19 protein-coding genes are annotated in these 19000 nt (G+C 66.4%); 12 read left to right on the top strand and 7 right to left on the bottom strand.

From position 1 onward, the window contains the following. Positions 1 to 286: 286 nt before the first annotated feature. Positions 287 to 1168 (bottom strand): energy transducer TonB, encoded by an 882-nt coding sequence (locus tag AZ34_RS15375; protein WP_035609652.1) that lies wholly within the window; start codon positions 1166 to 1168, stop codon positions 287 to 289. Between the two features lie 64 nt (positions 1169 to 1232). Continuing rightward, entirely contained in the window at positions 1233 to 3326 is a 2094-nt protein-coding gene (locus tag AZ34_RS15370) for a ribonuclease catalytic domain-containing protein (RefSeq protein ID WP_035609649.1), read from the bottom strand. 186 nt (positions 3327 to 3512) lie between these two features. Here AZ34_RS15370 and AZ34_RS15365 point away from each other — a divergent pair, with 186 nt between their 5' ends. From AZ34_RS15365 to AZ34_RS15340, 6 genes are all read left to right on the top strand, one after another. Beyond that, positions 3513 to 4136 carry an outer membrane beta-barrel protein gene (locus tag AZ34_RS15365; RefSeq protein WP_035609646.1) on the top strand — a complete coding sequence of 208 codons (624 nt, stop codon included), beginning with the start codon at positions 3513 to 3515 and terminating at the stop codon, positions 4134 to 4136. Positions 4137 to 4194: 58 nt separating this feature from the next. Continuing rightward, positions 4195 to 4992: a hypothetical protein gene (locus AZ34_RS15360; protein WP_155831839.1), complete on the top strand. Its 798-nt coding sequence runs from the start codon at positions 4195 to 4197 to the stop codon at positions 4990 to 4992. Between the two features lie 186 nt (positions 4993 to 5178). Next, positions 5179 to 6006: an SDR family oxidoreductase gene (locus tag AZ34_RS15355; protein WP_035609644.1), complete on the top strand. Its 828-nt coding sequence runs from the start codon at positions 5179 to 5181 to the stop codon at positions 6004 to 6006. 23 nt (positions 6007 to 6029) lie between these two features. Then, on the top strand, positions 6030 to 7343 hold the full coding sequence (locus AZ34_RS15350) for a flavin-containing monooxygenase (protein ID WP_155831838.1): 1314 nt from the start codon (positions 6030 to 6032) through the stop codon (positions 7341 to 7343). Between the two features lie 48 nt (positions 7344 to 7391). After that, a complete protein-coding gene (locus tag AZ34_RS15345; protein WP_081767252.1) occupies positions 7392 to 8321 on the top strand; it encodes a bile acid:sodium symporter family protein in 930 nt (309 codons plus the stop codon). After that, positions 8318 to 9313, top strand: coding sequence for an SDR family oxidoreductase (locus AZ34_RS15340; protein ID WP_035609641.1), 996 nt, complete (start codon positions 8318 to 8320; stop codon positions 9311 to 9313). Before AZ34_RS15345 ends, AZ34_RS15340 begins: the two co-directional genes overlap by 4 nt. Before the next feature lie 26 nt (positions 9314 to 9339). Here AZ34_RS15340 and AZ34_RS15335 read toward each other — a convergent pair whose 3' ends face one another. Both AZ34_RS15335 and radC read right to left on the bottom strand, forming a co-directional pair. After that, positions 9340 to 10008, bottom strand: a complete 669-nt coding sequence (locus tag AZ34_RS15335; protein ID WP_035609638.1) for a Smr/MutS family protein — start codon at positions 10006 to 10008, stop codon at positions 9340 to 9342. Positions 10009 to 10065: 57 nt separating this feature from the next. Then, on the bottom strand, positions 10066 to 10737 hold the full coding sequence (radC, locus tag AZ34_RS15330; protein WP_035609635.1) for a RadC family protein: 672 nt from the start codon (positions 10735 to 10737) through the stop codon (positions 10066 to 10068). Between the two features lie 134 nt (positions 10738 to 10871). Between radC and AZ34_RS15325 the strand changes: the two genes are divergently transcribed. From AZ34_RS15325 to AZ34_RS15300, 6 genes are all read left to right on the top strand, one after another. Beyond that, a complete protein-coding gene (locus AZ34_RS15325; RefSeq protein ID WP_035609633.1) occupies positions 10872 to 11321 on the top strand; it encodes an FKBP-type peptidyl-prolyl cis-trans isomerase in 450 nt (149 codons plus the stop codon). 26 nt (positions 11322 to 11347) lie between these two features. Next, the gene (ispH, locus tag AZ34_RS15320; protein WP_035611928.1) at positions 11348 to 12283 is read left to right on the top strand and encodes a 4-hydroxy-3-methylbut-2-enyl diphosphate reductase; all 936 of its coding nucleotides are present in this window, start codon (positions 11348 to 11350) and stop codon (positions 12281 to 12283) included. Between the two features lie 488 nt (positions 12284 to 12771). Then, complete coding sequence (serS, locus tag AZ34_RS15315) at positions 12772 to 14085, top strand: serine--tRNA ligase (protein WP_035609630.1); 1314 nt, start codon at positions 12772 to 12774, stop codon at positions 14083 to 14085. A 102-nt stretch (positions 14086 to 14187) separates the two neighbouring features. Beyond that, a complete protein-coding gene (locus AZ34_RS15310) occupies positions 14188 to 14748 on the top strand; it encodes a peroxiredoxin (RefSeq protein ID WP_051509924.1) in 561 nt (186 codons plus the stop codon). A gap of 20 nt (positions 14749 to 14768) precedes the next feature. Next, a complete protein-coding gene (locus tag AZ34_RS15305; RefSeq protein ID WP_035609628.1) occupies positions 14769 to 15446 on the top strand; it encodes a response regulator transcription factor in 678 nt (225 codons plus the stop codon). After that, positions 15443 to 16783 (top strand): ATP-binding protein, encoded by a 1341-nt coding sequence (locus tag AZ34_RS15300; protein ID WP_035609625.1) that lies wholly within the window; start codon positions 15443 to 15445, stop codon positions 16781 to 16783. The genes AZ34_RS15305 and AZ34_RS15300 overlap by 4 nt, the downstream gene beginning before the upstream one ends. Before the next feature lie 21 nt (positions 16784 to 16804). On the opposite strand, the gene AZ34_RS15295 is transcribed toward AZ34_RS15300, so the two are convergent. The 3 genes from AZ34_RS15295 to AZ34_RS15285 are packed head-to-tail and all read right to left on the bottom strand — an operon-like array spanning position 16805 to position 18995. Then, on the bottom strand, positions 16805 to 17503 hold the full coding sequence (locus tag AZ34_RS15295; protein ID WP_081767251.1) for a hypothetical protein: 699 nt from the start codon (positions 17501 to 17503) through the stop codon (positions 16805 to 16807). Next, on the bottom strand, positions 17500 to 18282 hold the full coding sequence (locus AZ34_RS15290; protein WP_035609622.1) for an SDR family oxidoreductase: 783 nt from the start codon (positions 18280 to 18282) through the stop codon (positions 17500 to 17502). The genes AZ34_RS15295 and AZ34_RS15290 overlap by 4 nt, the downstream gene beginning before the upstream one ends. Next, positions 18279 to 18995 carry a TenA family transcriptional regulator gene (locus tag AZ34_RS15285; protein ID WP_035609619.1) on the bottom strand — a complete coding sequence of 239 codons (717 nt, stop codon included), beginning with the start codon at positions 18993 to 18995 and terminating at the stop codon, positions 18279 to 18281. The genes AZ34_RS15290 and AZ34_RS15285 overlap by 4 nt, the downstream gene beginning before the upstream one ends. Between the last annotated feature and the right edge of the window lie 5 nt (positions 18996 to 19000).

Genomic DNA, 19000 nt, shown 5'->3' with positions numbered 1-19000 from the left:
TTGGGGGCGGGGCGCTGGATGGCGTGCTGGCGATGGGCAAACCTGCTGCTCGATGGGCCGCCAGCTTGGGCATCGCCCAGGGGCGGTGCGGGCGTTGCGGCTTCGTTGGTGGGTTGCTCATTCAGCGCGTGCAACAGGGAGGGGCTGGATTCGGGATGCGGCTCAAGGCGGGTTTGATCGAAGACCGGCTCGTCGCCGCGCGCGCCAGCGCGCTGGCGTCCGGGGCGCAGCCTTCGCAGCAGTCCTTTCAGCATCCGTGCGTTTGTCCTTCAGGGCGCATCGCGGCTCAGCGCGCGGGCGCGTTGCTCACCTGGGTCTGCAGCGTGGCGTCGTGCGCGAAACGGAAGCGCGAGACCACCACGATCTGGTCCGCCTGCTTGCGCATGGCGGGCGTGAAGCTGCCAAAGGGCGAGGCCGCCTGGGCGATGGCCTGGGCGCGCCGGTCCAGTTCGCGGTCGCCGGAGCTTTGCGCCACTTCGGCGCTGACGATGCGACCTTGGGTGTCCACGGTGAGGGCCATGGTCAGCTCGCCATAGAGCTTGCGCCCGTTCACATTCGGGAAGTTGGCCGTGCCCTTGGCTTCGATGGCGCGGCGCAGGCGGTCGTAATACTGGGCGTAGGCTGCTTCGCGCGTGGCCGGGCCGATGTAGTGCTTGCGCGGGCGGGCGCTGTCCTGCTGGATGCGGCGCTCGATCTCGGCCAGCTGTTTGAGCAGCAGGCGCCGTTTTTCTTCCTGGGCGGTGTTGGCGCTGCCCGCGGCCTCACTCTGCGGCGCTGGCGCGGGCAGGCTGGCCAGCTGGGCACGCACCTGGGCCAGCAGCAGGTTCTGCTGTGCTTGCAGGCGTTGGAGCTGTTCGCTGGTTTCCTGGTCCAGGGTGTCGCCTTGCAGGTCGATCTGGGTGGCGGGCAGCGGGCTGGTGGCGCGTCCGGTCTCGAGCTCCCCCCCACCGGCCAGCTTGCTTTGGGCGATGGCCTGGGCGTCCTCGTCGCGTGCGTCGTCTTCTTCGCTGCGCGCGTTGACCAAGATGACTTCCAGCGGTGTGTCCCGGAAGGCGCGGTCAAAGGCTTCGGGTGCGACAAAGCGCACGGTCAACAGCACGGCGTGCAGGCCCAGGGACACGCCCAGGGCCCACTGCAAGGTGTTGAGCTGAAAAGTGGGGAGCCGCATGGATGGGAACAGGCGGGAATTCACGGGGCCGGATTATCGCCGCAGGGCCGCGCCGGGGCAGCCCTCAGGCTCCGCTGGCCCCAGGGTTGGCCTCGGCGTGGGCGGGGGCCTCGTTGACATCCACCGCGATGGCGATGGGGCCGGCGGCCAGGGTGTCGTCGTCCTCGCCCTCGGCAGGGTCGGCGTCGCCTTCGGCTGCGGCGGTGTCGGCATCCAAGCGCGCGATGACCGTGCCACTCACGTCCAGCGCCACTTCATCGACGGCGCCCAGCTTCACCCGCACGCGCGCGCCGCGCGGCAGGCCTTGGGTGCCCAGAACGGGCAGCACCAGAGGAAGGGTGTCAGCGCGCGCCAGGTTGTCCTTGAACACCGTGGCGTCCAGCTCGGTGATGCCTTGCTGCGCGAGGTACTTGAGGGTCCAGTAGCGCTCGATGGTGGCCTGGTAGCCGTTGTAGGCGGTGTAGGCCGCGTCGAAGGCGCTGATGATGGCGAACAGTTCCGCGTCCTTGGGCTTGAAGGGTGCGGCCAGCGCGGCTGTGCGACCGTGGCGTGCGCAGGCGATGATCTGCCACTGGTTGACCAGGTCGGTGTAACGACGCAGCGGCGAGGTGCTCCAGGCATAGCTGGGCACGCCGATGCCGGCATGCGGCAAGGCCTTGACGCCCATGCGCACCTTGACGCCAGGCGCCAGGCTGGCTTGGCTGCGGTAGATGCCGGGCACGCCCAGCTCGGCCAGCCACTGGCCCCAGCTGCTGTTGGCCAGGATCATGGCTTCGGCCACGATCAGGTCCAGCGCCGCGCCGCGCTGGCGCACGCTGATCTGTACCTGTTCCTGGCCTTGCGGCTCGCCCGCGTTGCCCAGCAGGCGGAAGTTGTAGTCCGGCCGGTTGAAGGTCTCCGGCTTGCCACGCACGATCTCGCGCTGCGCTTTGAGGTGTTTCGCCAGGCGGTGCAGAAAGCCCAATTCCCCGCGCAGCGCGGGGGTCAACAAGGCCGCGTGCGAGCCGACCTCGGGAGCCATCGCAGGCGTGAAGCTGGGATCGCTCAGCCACTGTTCCGTCACCACGGCGTCCAGTCGGTCATGGCGCAGGTTGTGGGCGATGGGCACGCGCTCCAGTTTCGTTTCGCTGTCCATCAACTCCAGCGTGTCTTCCTTGAAGCGAACGTAGAGCGACACGGCGGGGCAGGCCTGGCCCTCCTGCAGGGTGTAGCGCTGCACCACCTCGTCGGGCAGCATGGTGATTTTGTAGCCCGGCATGTAGACGGTGGACAGCCGGTCGCGGCCCAGCTTGTCGATGGCGTCGCCGCGTTGCACGGCCAGGCCGGGCGCGGCGATGTGCACGCCCACCGTCACCGTGCCCGAGCCCAGGCCCTGCACCGACAGCGCGTCGTCGATTTCCGTGGTTTGCGAATCGTCGATGGAGTAGGCCTGCACGCTGGCCGTGGGCAATTCGTCCTTGATCTCGGGCGCCACGAGGTTGGCGGGAAAACCGTAGCCCTTGGGGAAGTTGTCGAACAGGAAACGACGCCAGTGGAACTGGTAGGGCGAATCGATGGCGCCCGCCGCCTGCAGCAGGTCCAGCGGCGCCTTCTGCGTGGCGCGCGCCGCCTCGACCACGGCCTTGTACTCGGGCGCGTTCTTGTCCGGCTTGAAGAGGATCTTGTAGAGCTGCTCGCGGATCGGCTCGGGGCAACTGCCCTGGGCGAGTTGCTGCGCCCATTCGCCGATCTGGATCAACAGCAGGCGCTTCTTCTCGATCGCGGCCAGGGCCTGCTGGATGATCTCCGCCGGTGCTTTCTTGTAGCGTCCCTTGCCCGCGCGCCGGAAGTAATGCGGCGCCTCGTGCAGGCGCAGCAGCGCGGCGGCCTGCTGGGTCAATGTGGGCGGGTCCTGGAAGTACAGGGCGGCGAGTTCGGTGAAACCGAAATCATCCTCGGGCGCGAACTCCCAGGCCAGGTCCAGCTCGATGCCCTCGGCCAGGGGCTGGGCCTCGGCCAGCAGCGCGGCCGGCGCGGGTTTCTCGAACTTCAGCAGCACATTGGCCGCCTTGACCTTGACCCGCTTGCCGGTGTCCAGCTCCACTTGGAGCGAGGCGTCGGCTTCGGAGAGGATGCGGCCGGCGAGAAACTTACCGGCTTCGTCGAACAATGCAAACATCGGGGGATTGTCCCATGCCAGATGTGGCCGGTTCCATCGAGCGGGCAGTGGCATGATCGCTGGCGTGGATGGCGTTCAGAGTTACGCTATCCAATAAGAAACTGCCATGTTGGGCTTGGACAGGCAATCTGACTCCCATCCCGGTCTTTGAGTCGGACCGTGAAATCCAATCTGTAAAGGACAGCCATGAAGAAATTGTTGATCGCTGCTGTGATGAGCGTGGCAGCTGCAGGGCCTGTATTCGCCCAAGCGGGCTTCTATTTGGGTGTGGAGGGTGGTTTCACCTTTTTCGAAGACACGACGGACGAGGGGGCTGACTACTACATCAATGAGCTGGGTGCCAGCACGGTGGAAGTGGAAGAAGACAGAGCAGCGTTTCCCATCCGTCCGTTTGCGGGCTTTGAATTGAATGACAACATTGCCTTGGAGTTGGGCGTTTCCTTTTTCTCCCGTGAAATAACCGCAGAGGGGACCGCAGGCGTTAGCACCTTCAAGGACACGTATGAGCAGTCATGGCGCATCGTCGACTACTCCGTCTTGCTGCGTCCGCGGGCTTCGGGGTTCTTTGGTCGTGTCGGTGGGCACTCCACGACGTTTGACGTTGACTACAAGCGTATCGGTACGGGCTCCGTGGCCGATGACTCGAGCACGGATTCCGAAAGCAAATCTGGTCTGCTGCTGGGCTTAGGCTATGACTGGAAGATCGGCCCGGGTGCCTTGCGGGCTTCCTTTACCCACTACACCAATATGCCGGGGTACGAGGACGAGTACTTGAATCTCCTCAAGGTGGGTTACCTGTTCAAGTTCTGATATGGCGTGGCGCTCGGGCTGTCGCGTGGCATGTCTGTTGTTGCGACGAGGCTTGTTGTTGAGCGCCGCCTGCCTGACCACCGGTGCCGCATGGGCGGCCGATCCGGTGGGGCATGCCGGCGTCAGCTATGAACTCGGCCTGACGCATCACGACGAGCTGTACGAGGAGTTTGATGACGATGGCTCCAAGTTCATGCAGGAGTCGGCGTCAATGTATGGCGTCAAGGCTGTATTGCGGCAAGACTTCGCACAGCGCAGGGCGCTCAAGGCTTCGATGACCTACGCCGAGGGCGAGGCGGATTACATCGGTGCGCTGCAAGGCGGCGAATATGGCGAACTGGGCCTGAGCGGCCTGAGCCGGGAGCTGTTCGAGACGGCGCTGGTGTACGAACAAGGCGCTTGGGCCGAGCTGGGTTTCTGGCGCGGTTTCGTGCTCCATGCTGGCCTGGGTTATCGCCGTCTCGTGGACAACCTGCAGGACGCCGGGCCCAGCGGCTACAAACGCATCAACGAGCGGCTCTACACCATCCTGGGGGTCTCCTACAAATTCCAGTTGGATGAATGGGAGATCGTGCCGACGCTGGATTTCAGGCGCAGTCTATGGAGCGAGCATGTCTCGGAGTTGCCCCTGGTGGGTGGTGGCACCTATCGCTTGGTCCATGAGCAAGAAGGGACAGGCGGCGAAGCCAGCCTGATGCTGGTGCAGAGGATCGGTCGTTACCCGCTCGTGATACGCCCCTTTTATCGCTGGTGGGAAATGGACGCTTCCAATGTGGTCTACATCGGGACTGATGGCTACATCGAACCGAGGAACAGCACAAGTGAGGTAGGGCTGGACATCAGCCTGCGGTTTTAAGGCTCTGAACAGGCCCTGAGGCGATTTACTCCGCCGGCAGTACACCACCTGCCCGGCGAACGCTCGGGACCAGTTTGTCCATTGCGCCTGAAGTTTCGGTAACCGGGACGAATTCGGATATTTTTCGAGGTTCCGGGATTGCACAGTCTATGCTGCTGCAAAAGAACGACAAGCGGAGACCCTGCCATGACCTTCCCGTTCAGAAACGCGGTGCTCACGGGCGCCTGTGGTGGCCTGGGCCAGGCGTTGGCGCGTGCGCTGATCGCCCGGGGCGCGGCCATCGCCCTGGTGGGGCTGAACCGTCCGGTGCTGGATGAACTGGCCACACTGGCGCCCGAGCGCTGCTCGGTCTACACGCCCGACGTGGCCGATGCCATCGCCATGTTGGCGTGCGCAAAGGACTGGACGCAGCGCCATGGCGTGCCCGATCTGCTGATCGCCAACGCGGGCGTGGCCGGTGGCTTTGACACCGCGCAGGCCGACGACCTGGTCGTGATGCGCCGCATGCTCGAGATCAACCTGCTGGGCGTGGCCACCACCTTCCAGCCGCACCTCGCGGCGATGCGCACTTCGGGGCGTGGTGCCTTGGTGGGCGTGGCCAGCATCGCGGGCTGGCGTGGTATGCCGGGCAATGGCGCCTATTGCGCGAGCAAGGGCGGCCTGATCCGCTACCTGGAGAGCCTGCGTGCCGAATTGCGCGGCACGGGCCTGAGTGTGCACACGGTGAGCCCGGGTTACCTGCGCACCACGCTGACCGCGGGCAACCGCTTCGCCATGCCCGGCCTCATGGAGCCCGACGACGCGGCGCACACGCTGCTGGCCGGTGTGGCGCGCGGGTGCACGCACATCGTGCTACCGCGACGCATCGGCTGGCTGTCACGCGCCTTGTCTTTGCTGCCGGCCGCATGGCACGACCACCTGCTGCTGAAGCAGCCGCGCAAGCCGCGCGTGGGCGAGGCCGGTGCCACCGCCATCCCCGGCTTGCCTGCGCAGCACGACACGTCTTCTTCTTAACCCCGACGCTGACCTCTCCAACCATGAGCACCATCGACACCCGCACCCAGATTGCCCTCATCGGCGCCGGCCCCAGCGGCCTGGCTGCCGCGCGCAATCTGCAGAAACTCGGTTTGCCCTTCCAGGGTTTCGAGGCCTACACCGAGGTCGGCGGCCTGTGGAACATCCACAACCCTCGCAGCACCGTCTATGAATCGGCGCACCTGATCTCCAGCAAGACCACGACCGAGTTCAGCGAATTTCCCATGAAGGCTGAGGTGGCCGATTACCCGAGTCACCGCGAGATGCGGCAGTACTTCATCGATTTCGGGACGCACTTCGATCTGCAGAAGCATTACCGCTTTGGTGCCCAGGTGGTGGCTGCCGAGCCGGTGGGTGAGGGCGCGGCTCCGCTGTGGCGCATTCGCTGGCGTGACGCGCAGGGTGAGCACAGTGCCGATTTCAAGGGGCTGGTCATCGCCAACGGCACGCTGGCCGAACCCAATCTGCCGAAGTTTGAGGGGCAGTTCAGTGGCGAACTCATCCACACGGCGGCCTACAAGAGCGCCGAGCAGTTCCGTGGCAAGCGCGTGCTCGTGGTGGGGGCGGGCAATTCCGGCTGCGACATCGCGGTGGACGCCGTGCACGCGGCCGACAGCGTGGACATCTCGGTGCGCCGGGGCTATTACTTCGTGCCCAAGTATGTCTTCGGCAAGCCCGCTGACACTCTGGGTGGCAAGCTGCGCCTGCCGGTGTGGCTCAAGCAGAAGATGGACGCCCTGGTGTTGGGTTGGTTCACGGGCGACCCCGCGCGCTTCGGCCTGCCCAAACCCGACTACAAGATGTACGAGTCGCACCCCGTGGTGAACTCGCTGATCCTGCACCACCTGGGCCATGGTGACATCCACGTCAAACCCGATATCGCGCGCCTGGATGGCCGCACTGTGCACTTCAAGGACGGCCACGCGCAGGACTACGACCTCATCCTCTGCGCCACGGGCTACCGCCTGCACTACCCCTTCATTGCGCCCGAACTGCTCAACTGGCAGGGCATGGCACCGCGGCTCTACCTCAACATCTTCACGCCGCGCTTCGACAATCTGGCCGTGATGGGCATGATCGAGGCCAGCGGCATCGGCTGGCAGGGGCGTTATGAGCAGGCCGAACTGGTGGCGCGTTATTTCAAGGCTCAGGCCGAGGGCAAGGCGGCGGCGCAGGCGCTGAACGCCGCCAAGCGCGGACCCGCGCCCGACCTCAGCGGCGGCTTCAAGTACCTCCAGCTTGAGCGCATGGCCTATTACGTCCACAAGGACACCTACCGCGCCGCCGTGCGCGCGGCCAGCGCGGCGCTGGCCTGAGACCTGTACGTCTTCATCCATCCGCATCGACCGCCAAGGGAGAAACGCATGCTGCCTGTCGACGAGATCCGCCTCAACTTCAACCCTGCCTCGTTGGTCATCCTCAACGTGGTGCTGGGTTTCCTGATGTTCGGCATCGCGTTGGACACGCGCGGGGCCGATTTCAGGCGCGTGCTGCGCATGCCCTGGGCCATGGGCGTGGGCATTGCCGCGCAGTTCCTCGTGCTGCCGGCCGTGACCTTTGGGCTCACGCTGCTGCTGCAAGCCTCGCCCAGCATCGCGCTGGGCATGATCCTGGTGGCCTGTTGCCCGCCGGGCAATGTGAGCAACATCCTCACGCACCGGGCGCGCGGCAATGTGGCGCTGTCCGTCTCCATGACGGCCATCTCCAACGCCCTGTCCATCGTGCTCATGCCGCTGAACTTCGCCTTCTGGGCCGGTTTACACCCCACGGCCGCGCCGCTCTTTCGCAGCATCGCGCTGGACCCGGCGGAGATGGCGGGACACATCGTGGCCATCATCGGCATTCCCTTCGTGCTGGGCATTGTCTGCGCCGAGAAGCTGCCGCGCTTGACCGCGCGCATCCGCAAGCCCGCGCGTTTCCTGAGCTTCTTCTGCCTGATCGCCTTCATCCTGGGAGCCGTCGCGGGCAACTGGCGCTACTTCCTCGACTACGTGGGCCTGGTGCTCCTGGCCGTGGTGCTGCACGACGCACTGGCCTTCCTCACGGGCTACCTTTGCGCGCGTGCCAGCGGCCTGCAGGACTACGACCGCCGCGCCGTGTCCATCGAGGTCGGCATCCGCAACGCGGGCCTGGGCCTGGTGCTGATCTTCAGCTTCTTTGGCGGCCTGGGCGGCATGGCCGTGGTGGCCGGTGTCTGGGGCTTCTGGGACATCATCGCTGGTCTGGCCCTGGCCAGCTGGTGGGGCCGCAAGCCCGCCGAAGGCGCGCCTGATACGACGGAGACTGGGGCATGAGCGCAACGGCCGGTGCGCGTCGTGTCTTCATCACCGGCGCCGACGGTTTCCTGGGCCGCAGCCTGCTGGCCGAACTGGTGCGCGAGAGTCGTTTTGAATGCATCGTGGCGGCCGATGTGCGACCGGTGCCCGAGTCGGGGCGCCGGCCTGGCGTGGTCTATCTCGAGCAGGACGTGCGCGAGCGGGCGCTGGGCGAGCAGTTCGCGAAGTACCGCATCGACACCGTGGTGCACCTGGCGTCCATCGTCACGCCAGGGCGGGACTCCAACCGCGCCTTCGAATACTCGGTGGACGTGCTGGGCAGCCGCAACGTGTTGCAGGCCTGCGTGGCCCAGGGCGTGCAGCACATCGTGGTGAGCTCCAGCGGCGCGGCCTACGGCTACCACCGCGACAACCCGCCCTGGCTGCGCGAGAGCGACGCGTTGCGCGGCAATGTCGCTTTTGCCTACGCCGACCACAAGCGCCAGGTCGAGGAGATGCTGGCCGACTACCGCGTCGCCGCACCCGACCTGCGCCAGACGGTGCTGCGCATCGGCACCATCCTGGGCGAATCCGTGGACAACCAGATCACCGCCCTGTTCGAGAAGCCGCGCCTGCTGGCCATCCGCGGCAGCGAGAGCCCCTTCGTGTTCATCTGGGACAGCGACGTGACGGGCGCCATCGTGCATGCCCTGCGCACGCGCACGGCCGGCTGCTACAACTTGGCCGGTGATGGCGCGTTGCCGCTGCGCGAGATCGCGCGACGCCTGGGCAAGCCGCTGCTGGTGTTGCCGGCCTGGGTGCTCAAAGGGGCGTTGGCCCTGGGGCATGCGCTGCACATCAGCCGTTATGGTCCCGAGCAGCTCGACTTCCTGCGCTACCGCCCCGTGCTGCTCAACACCGCGCTCAAGACCGGGTTCGGCTACCTGCCGTCCAAGACCAGCAGCGAGGCGTTTGACGCCTTTGTCGCCGCGCGTGCGGCCCAGGGGCGGCCGCTGACCCGTCGGAGCTGAGGTGATGAGCGGGAGCCCGCCTGTGCTCAAGCGCCGGGCTGCAGCAGCACCACCAGCGCCCCGGCACCACCTTCAGCCGGCCGTGCCTGCACGAACGCCAGAACGTCTTTTTTTTGCGCCAGCCAACCCTGCACCCGGCCCTTGAGCACGGGGGTCTTGCCGGGTGAGCCCAGGCCCTTGCCGTGGACCACGCGCACGCAGCGCAGGCCTTGCTTGCGGGCCTCGCGGATGAAGGTGGCGAGTTGTTCGCGCGCTTCGTCGGTGCGCAGCCCGTGCAGGTCGACCTGGGCCTGGATGGCCCAATCGCCCTTGCGCAGCTTGCGGGTGACGTCAGGGCCGATGCCGGTGGCCCGATAGCTCAGGTGTTCGTCGGTGTCGAGCAGGGTGGAGACGTCGAATTCGTCGCTGATGGATTCACCCAGCACGGCGGCCTCGTCGCGTTGACGCTGGAACGGAATGGGCGCGGGTTTGTCGGTCTGCAGTTCCGCTCGCCGGGCGCTGCCGTGCTTGGCGGCGAGTTTGGGCGGCAGGGCCTGCACGGCACCGGCAGCGCGGCGGAACAAATCACCGTCGCTCTGGCTTTGGCGGGCGCGCTTTTTCTCCTCGGCCAAGCGCTCGGCCGCTTGCCGGGCCTGCGTTTCGAGCGCTTTCTTGACCTGTTTGAGGTCAGCCAGGGTATTGAACTTCGCCTTCATGTCCCGGGTTGTACACCAGTGCTCGCGGCGTTTTTCGCGCACTTGAAAACCCAGGCTTCACAACAACCCCCGTTCCGCCATGGACAGCGCCTGCCCGGGTGCGACGATCACATGGTCCAGCACGCGCACGTCCACCAGGGCCAGGGCGTTTTGCAGGTTGCGCGTCAGCAGCTCGTCGGCGCGCGAGGGCAAAACGCTGCCGCTGGGATGGTTGTGCGCCAACACGACCGCGGCGGCGTGGTGGTGCAGGGCGCGCAGCACTACCTCGCGCGGGTAGACACTGGTCTGCGCCAGCGTGCCACGAAACAGTTCTTCCAGTGCCAGCAGGCGGTGCTGGCTGTCCAGGAAGAGCACTGCAAAGCACTCGTGGGGCTTGGCCGCCAGGTGCAGTTGCAGGTAATGCTTGACCGCCTCGGGCGTGTCGAGCGCGGAGCGCGCACGCAGTTGCTGGGACAGCGCGCGGCGGGCCAGCTCCAGCACCGCCTGCAACTCGGCGCGTTTGGCTGGACCCAGGCCTTTGATGCGTTTCAGCTCATCCTGGCCGCTTTGCAGCAGGCCGGCGATGCCTTCGAAGCCGTCCAGCAACTCCTGCGCGAGCTGCAGCACGCCCTTGCCAGCAACGCCGGTGCGCAGCAGCAGGGCCAGCAGCTCAGTGTCGGACAGCGCGCCCGGTCCCCGGGCCAGGAGTTTTTCGCGCGGGCGCGCTTCGGTTGGCAAGTCTTTGACCATGGGGCGGGTATTTCGGGGCGGCGTGGCTGGGGAGGCGCCTGCTTTCTACAATGGCGGGCTACGCGCGGCCAGGGTCTGGACTTTTGCTGTCTGCGCCGTTTCAGTCTTCCACTTTTCAACCGGCAGGTTTTTTCATGAGCGCCACGCCCGCGCGGGTAGTCCCCGGCTCCTTTTTGACCCTGCATTACCGCCTGGCTGGCCCGGCCGGTGATGTGGTCAACACCTTCGGTGGCAAACCCGCTACGCTGACCATCGGTTCGGGCGAACTCGCGCCGGGCATCGAAACCGCATTGATTGGCTTGGAAGAGGGCGTGCACACCACGCTGGACCTGCCGGCGGGTGTGTACGGCGAGAAGAACCCAGACATGCAGCAATGGCTGTCACGCAAGGAGCTGCGCGAGCTGGGTGATCCGAACGAGGAGTACCGCGTGGGCGATGTGGTGCAGTTCCCCACGCCCGATCGGCAGGGGCAGTTCGGCGGCGTGGTGGTGCAGACCGGTGAGCAGGCCGTGCTGTTCGACTTCAACCATCCGTTGGCCGGCCAGCCGGTGACGTTCGAAGTGCAACTGATTGGCGTGTTGTGATGGGAGCGGTGAACGTGGGAGGCTTCATGGACGCAAGCGCAGAAATCCTTTTGGCAGAACCCCGTGGTTTTTGCGCGGGCGTGGACCGGGCCATCGAAATCGTGGAGCGCGCACTGGCCAAGTTCGGCAGGCCGATCTACGTGCGGCATGAGATCGTGCACAACACCTATGTGGTGAACGACCTCAAGGCCAAGGGCGCCATCTTCATCGAGGAGCTTGACGATGTGCCGCCGGGCGCGACCCTGGTGTTTTCCGCCCACGGCGTGAGCCGGGCCGTGCACCGCGAAGCCGAGCGGCGGGGTTTCCAGATTTTCGACGCGACCTGCCCGCTGGTGACCAAGGTGCATGTGGAGGTGGCCAAGCTGCACAAGGAAGGTTACGAGTTCATCATGATTGGCCACAAGGGGCACCCCGAGGTCGAGGGCACGATGGGCCAGCTCGACAGCGGCATCCATCTGGTCGAGGACGAGGCGGACGTGGCACGCGTGCAGCCCGCGCAGAGCGAGAAGCTCGCGGTGGTGACGCAGACCACGTTGTCGGTGGACGATGCGGCCGGCATCCTCGCGGCGGTGAAGGCGCGCTTCCCGCAGGTGCGCGAGCCCAAGCAGCAGGACATCTGCTACGCCACGCAGAACCGGCAGGACGCGGTGAAGGTCCTGAGCAGTCAGGTGGACGTGCTGGTGGTGGTGGGCAGCCCGACCAGTTCCAACAGCAACCGTTTGCGCGAGGTGGCGCACAAGCGCGGCGTGGCCGCTTACATGGTGGACAACGCGGACGAGTTGCAGGCTGACTGGTTCGAGGGCAAGGGCCGTGTCGGCCTGACGGCGGGTGCGTCCGCGCCGGAAATCCTGGTGCAGCAGGTGATCGAGCGCATCAAGGCCCTGGGTGCGGTGGCGGTGCGCAAGATGGATGGGGTGGAGGAGACGGTGAAGTTTCCGCTGCCCAAGGGTTTGAAAGTCTGAGTTTTCCGCGTGGCTTTGTGTCCTTGGTGGCGGCGCGCCTTGGGCCTGGGGGCCGGGGCGCTCATGCGGGGGCGGTCGGCTGCGCCGACTTCGCATCGCCAGGGGCCTGAACGCCTGTCCGGCATAACTCGCTGCGCGCCTTTGGCGCTCCGCTCAAACACGATGCCGGAAAACAGATGACGATGCGCCGCTCATTTCATGTGCGGCGCGGCGGCGTTCACGCCCCTGGCGATGCCACCCACCCCCGAAATCGCGTCCCGGCCCCCAGGCCCAAGGCGCTGGGTCACCCGTGTTGGCATATCACTCGTCGCGTGCCAACCATGCTGATCGAGCAGGCGTGCGGGCAGGGGGCGACCACGCCTCATGTGATTTTGCTGAACGCAAAATCGAAATCGGCGGGTTCGCCCCCTGCCCGCGCGCCTGCGACCCGCCACAGACACAGCCGCAGGTCATCAAGAGGCAGCAGCCCCCTACAATCCACCCCCATCATGCTAGACCTCAACCTGCTCCGCAAAGACCTCGACGGCGTGCTGGCCCGTCTGGAAACCCGCAAGAAGCCGCAGCCCTACCTCGACGCCGCCCAGTTCCGCGCCCTCGAAGCCGAGCGCAAGACCTTGCAGACCCGCACCGAGGAACTGCAGGGCAAGCGCAACAGCCTGAGCAAGCAGATTGGCGCCCTCATGGGCCAAGGCAAGAAGGATGAGGCCGAAGCCGCCAAGGCCGAGGTCAACGCGCTCAAGGGCGAACTGGACAGCTCCGCCGCGCGCCTGGAGCAGATCCAGGAACAGATGCAGACCCTGCTGCTGGCCGTGCCCAACCTGCCGCACGAGAGCGTGCCCGTGGGTTCCGACGAGCACGGCAACGTGGTCGTGCGCAAATGGGGTGAGCCCAAGCAATACGGTTTCACGGTCAAGGATCACGTGGATCTGGGCGAGCCCCTGGGTCTGGACTTCGACACCGGCGCCAAGCTCACCGGCGCGCGCTTCACGGTCATGAAAGGCCAGATTGCCCGCCTGCACCGCGCGCTCGCCCAGTTCATGTTGGACGTGCAGACGCGCGAGCATGGCTACACCGAGTGCTACACACCCTACATCGTCAACGGGGACACGCTGCGTGGCACGGGCCAGTTGCCCAAGTTCGAGGAAGACCTGTTCGCCGCCAAAAAAGGCGGTCAGGAGGGTGAGACCGAGAACGTGCCGCTCTACCTCATCCCCACCAGCGAAGTCACGCTGACCAATTTCGTGCGCGACGAGATCGTCGCCGAGGGTGACCTGCCCCTCAAGTTCACCGCGCACACGCCCTGCTTCCGTTCCGAAGCCGGCTCCTACGGTCGCGACACCCGCGGCATGATTCGCCAGCACCAGTTCGACAAGGTCGAAATGGTCCAGATCGTCCACCCCGAGAAGAGCTACGAGGCGCTAGAAGAAATGACTCGCCACGCCGAGGCCATTTTGCAGAAGCTGGGCCTGCCCTACCGCGTGATGAGCCTGTGCACGGGCGACATGGGTTTCGGCGCCGCCAAGACCTACGACCTGGAGGTCTGGCTGCCCGCGCAGAACACCTACCGCGAAATCAGCTCGGTCTCCAACTGCGAAGCCTTCCAGGCCCGCCGCCTGCAGGCGCGTTTCAAGAACGCCCAGGGCAAGAACGAGCTGCTGCACACCCTCAACGGCTCCGGCCTCGCGGTGGGGCGCGCGCTTGTTGCGGTGTTGGAAAATTATCAACGTGCAGACGGCACCGTTGAGGTGCCGTCTGCACTCCGCCCCTACATGGGCGGCGTGTCGGTGCTGGCGCCCGTCTGAGTTCACATGGCGGGTCCGGTATAAAGCAGACCACGCCAGTCCGGTCCGCTTTCGCGCACCGCGGCGTCCGGGGCCGCCCGCCCCGACCGAAGGAGTGAACCCATGATCTCACGACTGCGCCGCACCCTCTGTTTCGCAGGACCGGCCCTGCTGCTGGCAGGTTCCGCGCGAGCCACCGACACCCTGGCCGCCGGTCAGCCCGCCCCGGATTTTTCCCTGCCGGATCAGGACGGGCGCACGCGCCGCCTGGCCGAATGGCGCGGTAAATGGCTGGTGCTGTATTTCTATCCCAAGAACGACACCCCGGGCTGCACCACCGAGGCCTGCAACTTCCGCGACGACTGGCTGCAATTGCAAGAGCTGGGCGCCGAGGTGGTGGGCGTGAGCGTGGACACCAGTGCTTCGCACGCCGCCTTTGCCCAGAAGTACAAGCTGCCCTTCCCGCTGCTCGCGGACGCACGGGGCGAGGTGGCAGCGCGATATGGCGCGCTGTCCGACTGGATGGTCGTGAAGATGGCCAAGCGCCAGACCTTCATCATCGACCTCCAGGGGCGCATCGCCCGTATCTACCGCGCGGTGGATGCCGACAAGCATTCGGCCGAGGTGGTGGCCGATCTGCGGCGCCTGCAATCCCAGCCTCGTGCCGGTGCGACGCCGGCCTGAAATAGCACTGAGGCCTGATCGTGCGCCTGCTCATCCTCGAAGACGATCCGCAACTGGGCGAAGCGCTCAGCGGTGGCCTGCGCCAGCAGGGCCATGTGGTGGACTGGTTCACCTCCGGTCCGCCGGCCGACGCGGCCCTGCGCGGCACGCCCTACGACGCGCTGGTGCTCGATCTGGGCCTGCCCGGCACCGACGGCCTGGTCTGGCTGCGGCGCTGGCGCCAGGGTGGTCTGGCCCTGCCCGTGCTGGTGCTGACCGCGCGCGATACGCTGGAGCAACGCATCGAGGGGCTGGACCTGGGTGCCGATGATTACCTGATCAAGCCCATCGCGCTCGATGAACTGGCCGCGCGCCTGCGTGCCATGCTGCGCCGTGCCACGGGCCGCGCGACCCAGGCCGAATGGGTGCATGGTGACTTGCGTTACGACCCGGCGAGCAAGCAGGTGCGCTGGAAGGACAAGCCGGTGGAGCTGACGGGGCGTGAAACCGCCTTGCTGGAGGTTCTGCTCAAGAACCCCCAGCGTGTGCTGTCCAAGAACCAACTGCTGGAGCAACTCTACGACTGGGGCGGCGGCGAACCCGAGAGCAATGCGCTGGAGGTGCACATCCACCACCTGCGCCGCAAGATCGCGCCCGGCCTGGTGCGCACCATCCGCGGCCTGGGCTACGCACTGGGCGCCGCGGAGGACCAAGCATGAGCCTGCGCCGTCGCCTGCTGCTCTACCTGCTGATCTGCGCGCCCGTGGTCTGGCTGCTGGCCCTGGCTGGTTCATTTTTTCAGGCCCGCACCGAGGTCAACGAACTGTTCGATACCGAGATGATCCGCCTCACGCGTCAGGTGCAACTGACCCTGACGCGCGTTGGCGCCGGCGCGGACACGCGGGCGGAGTCCGAGATGCCGGCCCCGATGGTGGATGGGCAGGCCGATTTGGATTCCCTGGCCATCGTGGTCTGGGACCGTGATGGCCAGGTGGTGCTGGCTGATCGCGAGGGCGCGCAACTGCCGCTGCGGTCGGACGGCGCGGGCTTCATTGATTTGGACATCCAGCAGGAGTCCTGGCGTGTCTATTACCTGCAGTCGGCCGATGGACGCTGGCTGGTGGCCGCCGGGCAGAACCTCTACGAGCGCGACGAACTGGTGTACGGCCTCATCGGTAGCCAACTGCTGCCCTGGTTGCTGATGCTGCCCATCTTGCTGATCGCCATGGGCTGGGCTGTGCGCCAGGCACTGGCGCCCATGCGCGCCCTGAGCGATGAGCTGGGACGACGCGGTGCCGACGAACTGCAGCCTTTGCCCGCGCGCGAAGCGCCCGTGGAATTGCGCCCCCTGCTGGAAGCCATGAACGGTCTGTTCGACCGCATCGCCGCGACCTTGGCGCGCGAGCGCCGCTTCACGGCCGACGCTGCGCACGAGCTGCGCACGCCACTGGCCGTGCTCAGCGCTCAGTGGGATCGCTTGCATGGCGCGCGCGCGGACGCCGAGCGCGACCAGGCCATGCAGGCCTTGCGCGCCGGCATCGAGCGCATGGCCCGCCTGGTGGACCAGTTGTTGCGCCTCTCCAGATTGGAAGCCGCCCAGGGCTTGCCGCAAACGGGCGAACTGGATTGGCCGGAGATTGCACGCCAGGCCATGAGCGATGTGCTGCCCCTGGCCGAGCGCCGGCAAATTCAGCTGGATTGCCTGTGGCCCGAACCGCCGCAGGGGCCGCCGCAGTGGCTGGGTGATCCCAACCTCATCGTCGTGCTGCTGCGCAACCTGCTGGACAACGCCACCCGCTACGCGCCCGAGGGCAGCACGGTCAGCCTGGGTTTCGAGGTGGACCGGCTGCGGGTGGACAACGCGGGGCCGGCGTTGTCGGCCGAGCTGCTTGAGCGCCTGGGTGAACGTTTCCATCGCCCAGAGGGACAGGCCGAGAGTGGCAGCGGCTTGGGGGTGTCGATCGCCCGACGGATTGCCGAGCTGCATGGCCTCAGCCTGAGTTACGGCGCCCGCGCCGATGGCACGGGCGTGGAGGTCGTGCTGGCGCGGGCCTGACGCCCGACAGGGCGGTGCCGGTCAGTCGGCCCTGGCCTTGCCCAGCAGGGCGCGGATTTCCTCGCGTCGGCCTGTGTCGGCGATATGGCGGCCCGGGCGCGGGGGGGCTTGCAGCGCGCGCTCCAGGTAGCCGATGCCTTCGGCCTTGCGCTTGTTCTCGATCAGGAATTCGCCGTAGAAGAAATTGGGGTCGATGGCCATGGGGCTGATCTCCAGCGCTTTCTTCAGCAAGGTTTCGGCCTTGTCCTTGTCGCCAAAACCCAGCGGCCAGCCCGGTACCTTGTAGTACAGCACGCCCAGGCTGCCGTAGGCCGAGCCATCGAGCGCGCTGCCATCGATGGCGATGGCCTGTTCGTACAGGGCCTTGGCCTGCTTGACCAGGCCCAGCGCGCCCAGACCGCCTTTTTCACCCGCCAGGGAACTCACGATGATGCCTTCCCAGATCAGCGGTTCGCTGCGACCCGGATAGCTCGCGCTGACCTGATGGGCTTTGCGGGCCAGGGTTTCGAAATGCTGGGCGCGTTCCGAAGCCGGGGTCTGGTATCGGATCGCCTCCCAATCCCGCTGCAGGTTGGCGACGGCATCGTCCACCGGTGCGGCATGGGCGTTGCTCAGGAACAGCGCGAAGGCCGCGAGCAGGGGAAAGAAGACCGAGATGAGCGCGTGGCGGATGGCGGTGGTGGGACGGGCGACATGGCTCGTGTGCGGTGCGGTGTTCACGAAGTGGCTCCTTGGATGGTTTGAGCTTGGGTTTGGTTGAGATGGCGGCGGTGTTTGTCGAAGCTGCCGTCGAGCAGGGGGCCGACGGCGCCGTTCAGGCGCGCGGCCAAGCGTTCGGGCCAGCCGATGTAGCGTTCGGCGGCTTCGTCCCGAATCAGGTTGACCAGGGCTTGCGCCACGGTCTCGGGGCTGTCGCTGGCGGTGCCGGTGGCGCGGTTGTAGGCCTCGGCCTCACCCGTGTTGAAAGCAGTGCGCGTGCTGCGCGGGGCGAGCAACTGGACCAGGATCGGGGTGTCCGACAGTTCACGGCGCAGGGCTTCGGCGAAACGGTGCACGCCGGCCTTGCTCGCGCCGTAGAGGCTGAACCCAGGCAGGCCGATCGCGCCCAGGGCTGAACCGACGAAGACGATCTGTGCCTGGGACTGGCGCTGCATGTGTGGCAGCAGGGCCTGCGTGAGCAGCATGGGCGCCAGCAAATTGGTCTGCAGCACCTGCTGCATTTGCGCGGCGTCCAAGTTGTGCAGCGTGCCGAAGCCCGCCTCGCCGGCCGCGTGCACGACCACGTTGATGTCGAGCATGGCGCAACTCTCGGCGACGTGCGCGATGTCCCGGGGATCGTTCAGGTCGGCCCGGACCCAATGCCGACCCGAAGCGCTGGTCTGCTGCGCGCGGCTCACGCCCAGAACCTGAGCGCCGGCTTGGCGCAGGGCCTGGTCCATGGCGGCGCCTATGCCGCCACTGGCGCCGGTCAACAGTACACGTGCGTTTTGCAGTTTCATGCGGGTACTCCTTGCGCTTGCGGCGCGGCCTTGGCGTGTGCCGTCGCTGCGGCAGTCAACTGCGGCAAGGGCAGTCCGCGGAACACGTCGCCGTAGAGACGGAAGAAGGCGCGTGCCGCGTGCACGATGTCGGCCTGGTCGGCCGGGTCTTCGATCTGGTCCATCAGCAGCGCGAAATGCGCTGTGTGTTCCTGATCCAACGTGCCGTGCGAACGCAGGTAGCTGAAGGCGCTGTCGGGCAGGCCCAGCGGTTTCTGGATGGCATCGGCCGCCTGCAGCGCCAGGGCCACGCTGGTGCCTTCCAGCACATGGACCATGCCGAAGAAGCCCAGCGGGTTGCCGCGCGCGATGGTGTCGTAGGCGTAGGCCACCATGACTTCGGTGGCGTGCGAGGGCTGGCCATGGCGCACGGCCTCGGCGTCGCCGCCACAGGCGCGGATGTCGTTGAGGATCCATTCGTCGTGGCCGATTTCCTCCTCGACGTATTCGTCCATCGCGTCGTTCAGCCAGGCATGGTGCGCGGGCAGCGCGGCCTTGGCCGCGCGCAGCAGCGGCACGGTGTGCTTGACGTGGTGGTAGGCCTCGGTCAGGAAGGCGATGTAGCTGGGCAGGGAGACTTCCCCGCGCAGCAGCACGCCCTGGATGATGGGCGCGGACAGCAGACCCAGGCGGGCTTGTGTGGTGTCGTTCAGGAGACGGTTGTGAAAGTTCATGGTGG

The sequence above is a fragment of the Hylemonella gracilis str. Niagara R genome (assembly GCF_000600295.1).
Classification (GTDB): Bacteria; Pseudomonadota; Gammaproteobacteria; order Burkholderiales; family Burkholderiaceae_C; genus Hylemonella; species Hylemonella gracilis_A.
Note: the sequence above shows the minus strand (reverse complement) of the source record. Positions and strands in the feature narration are given on the sequence as shown.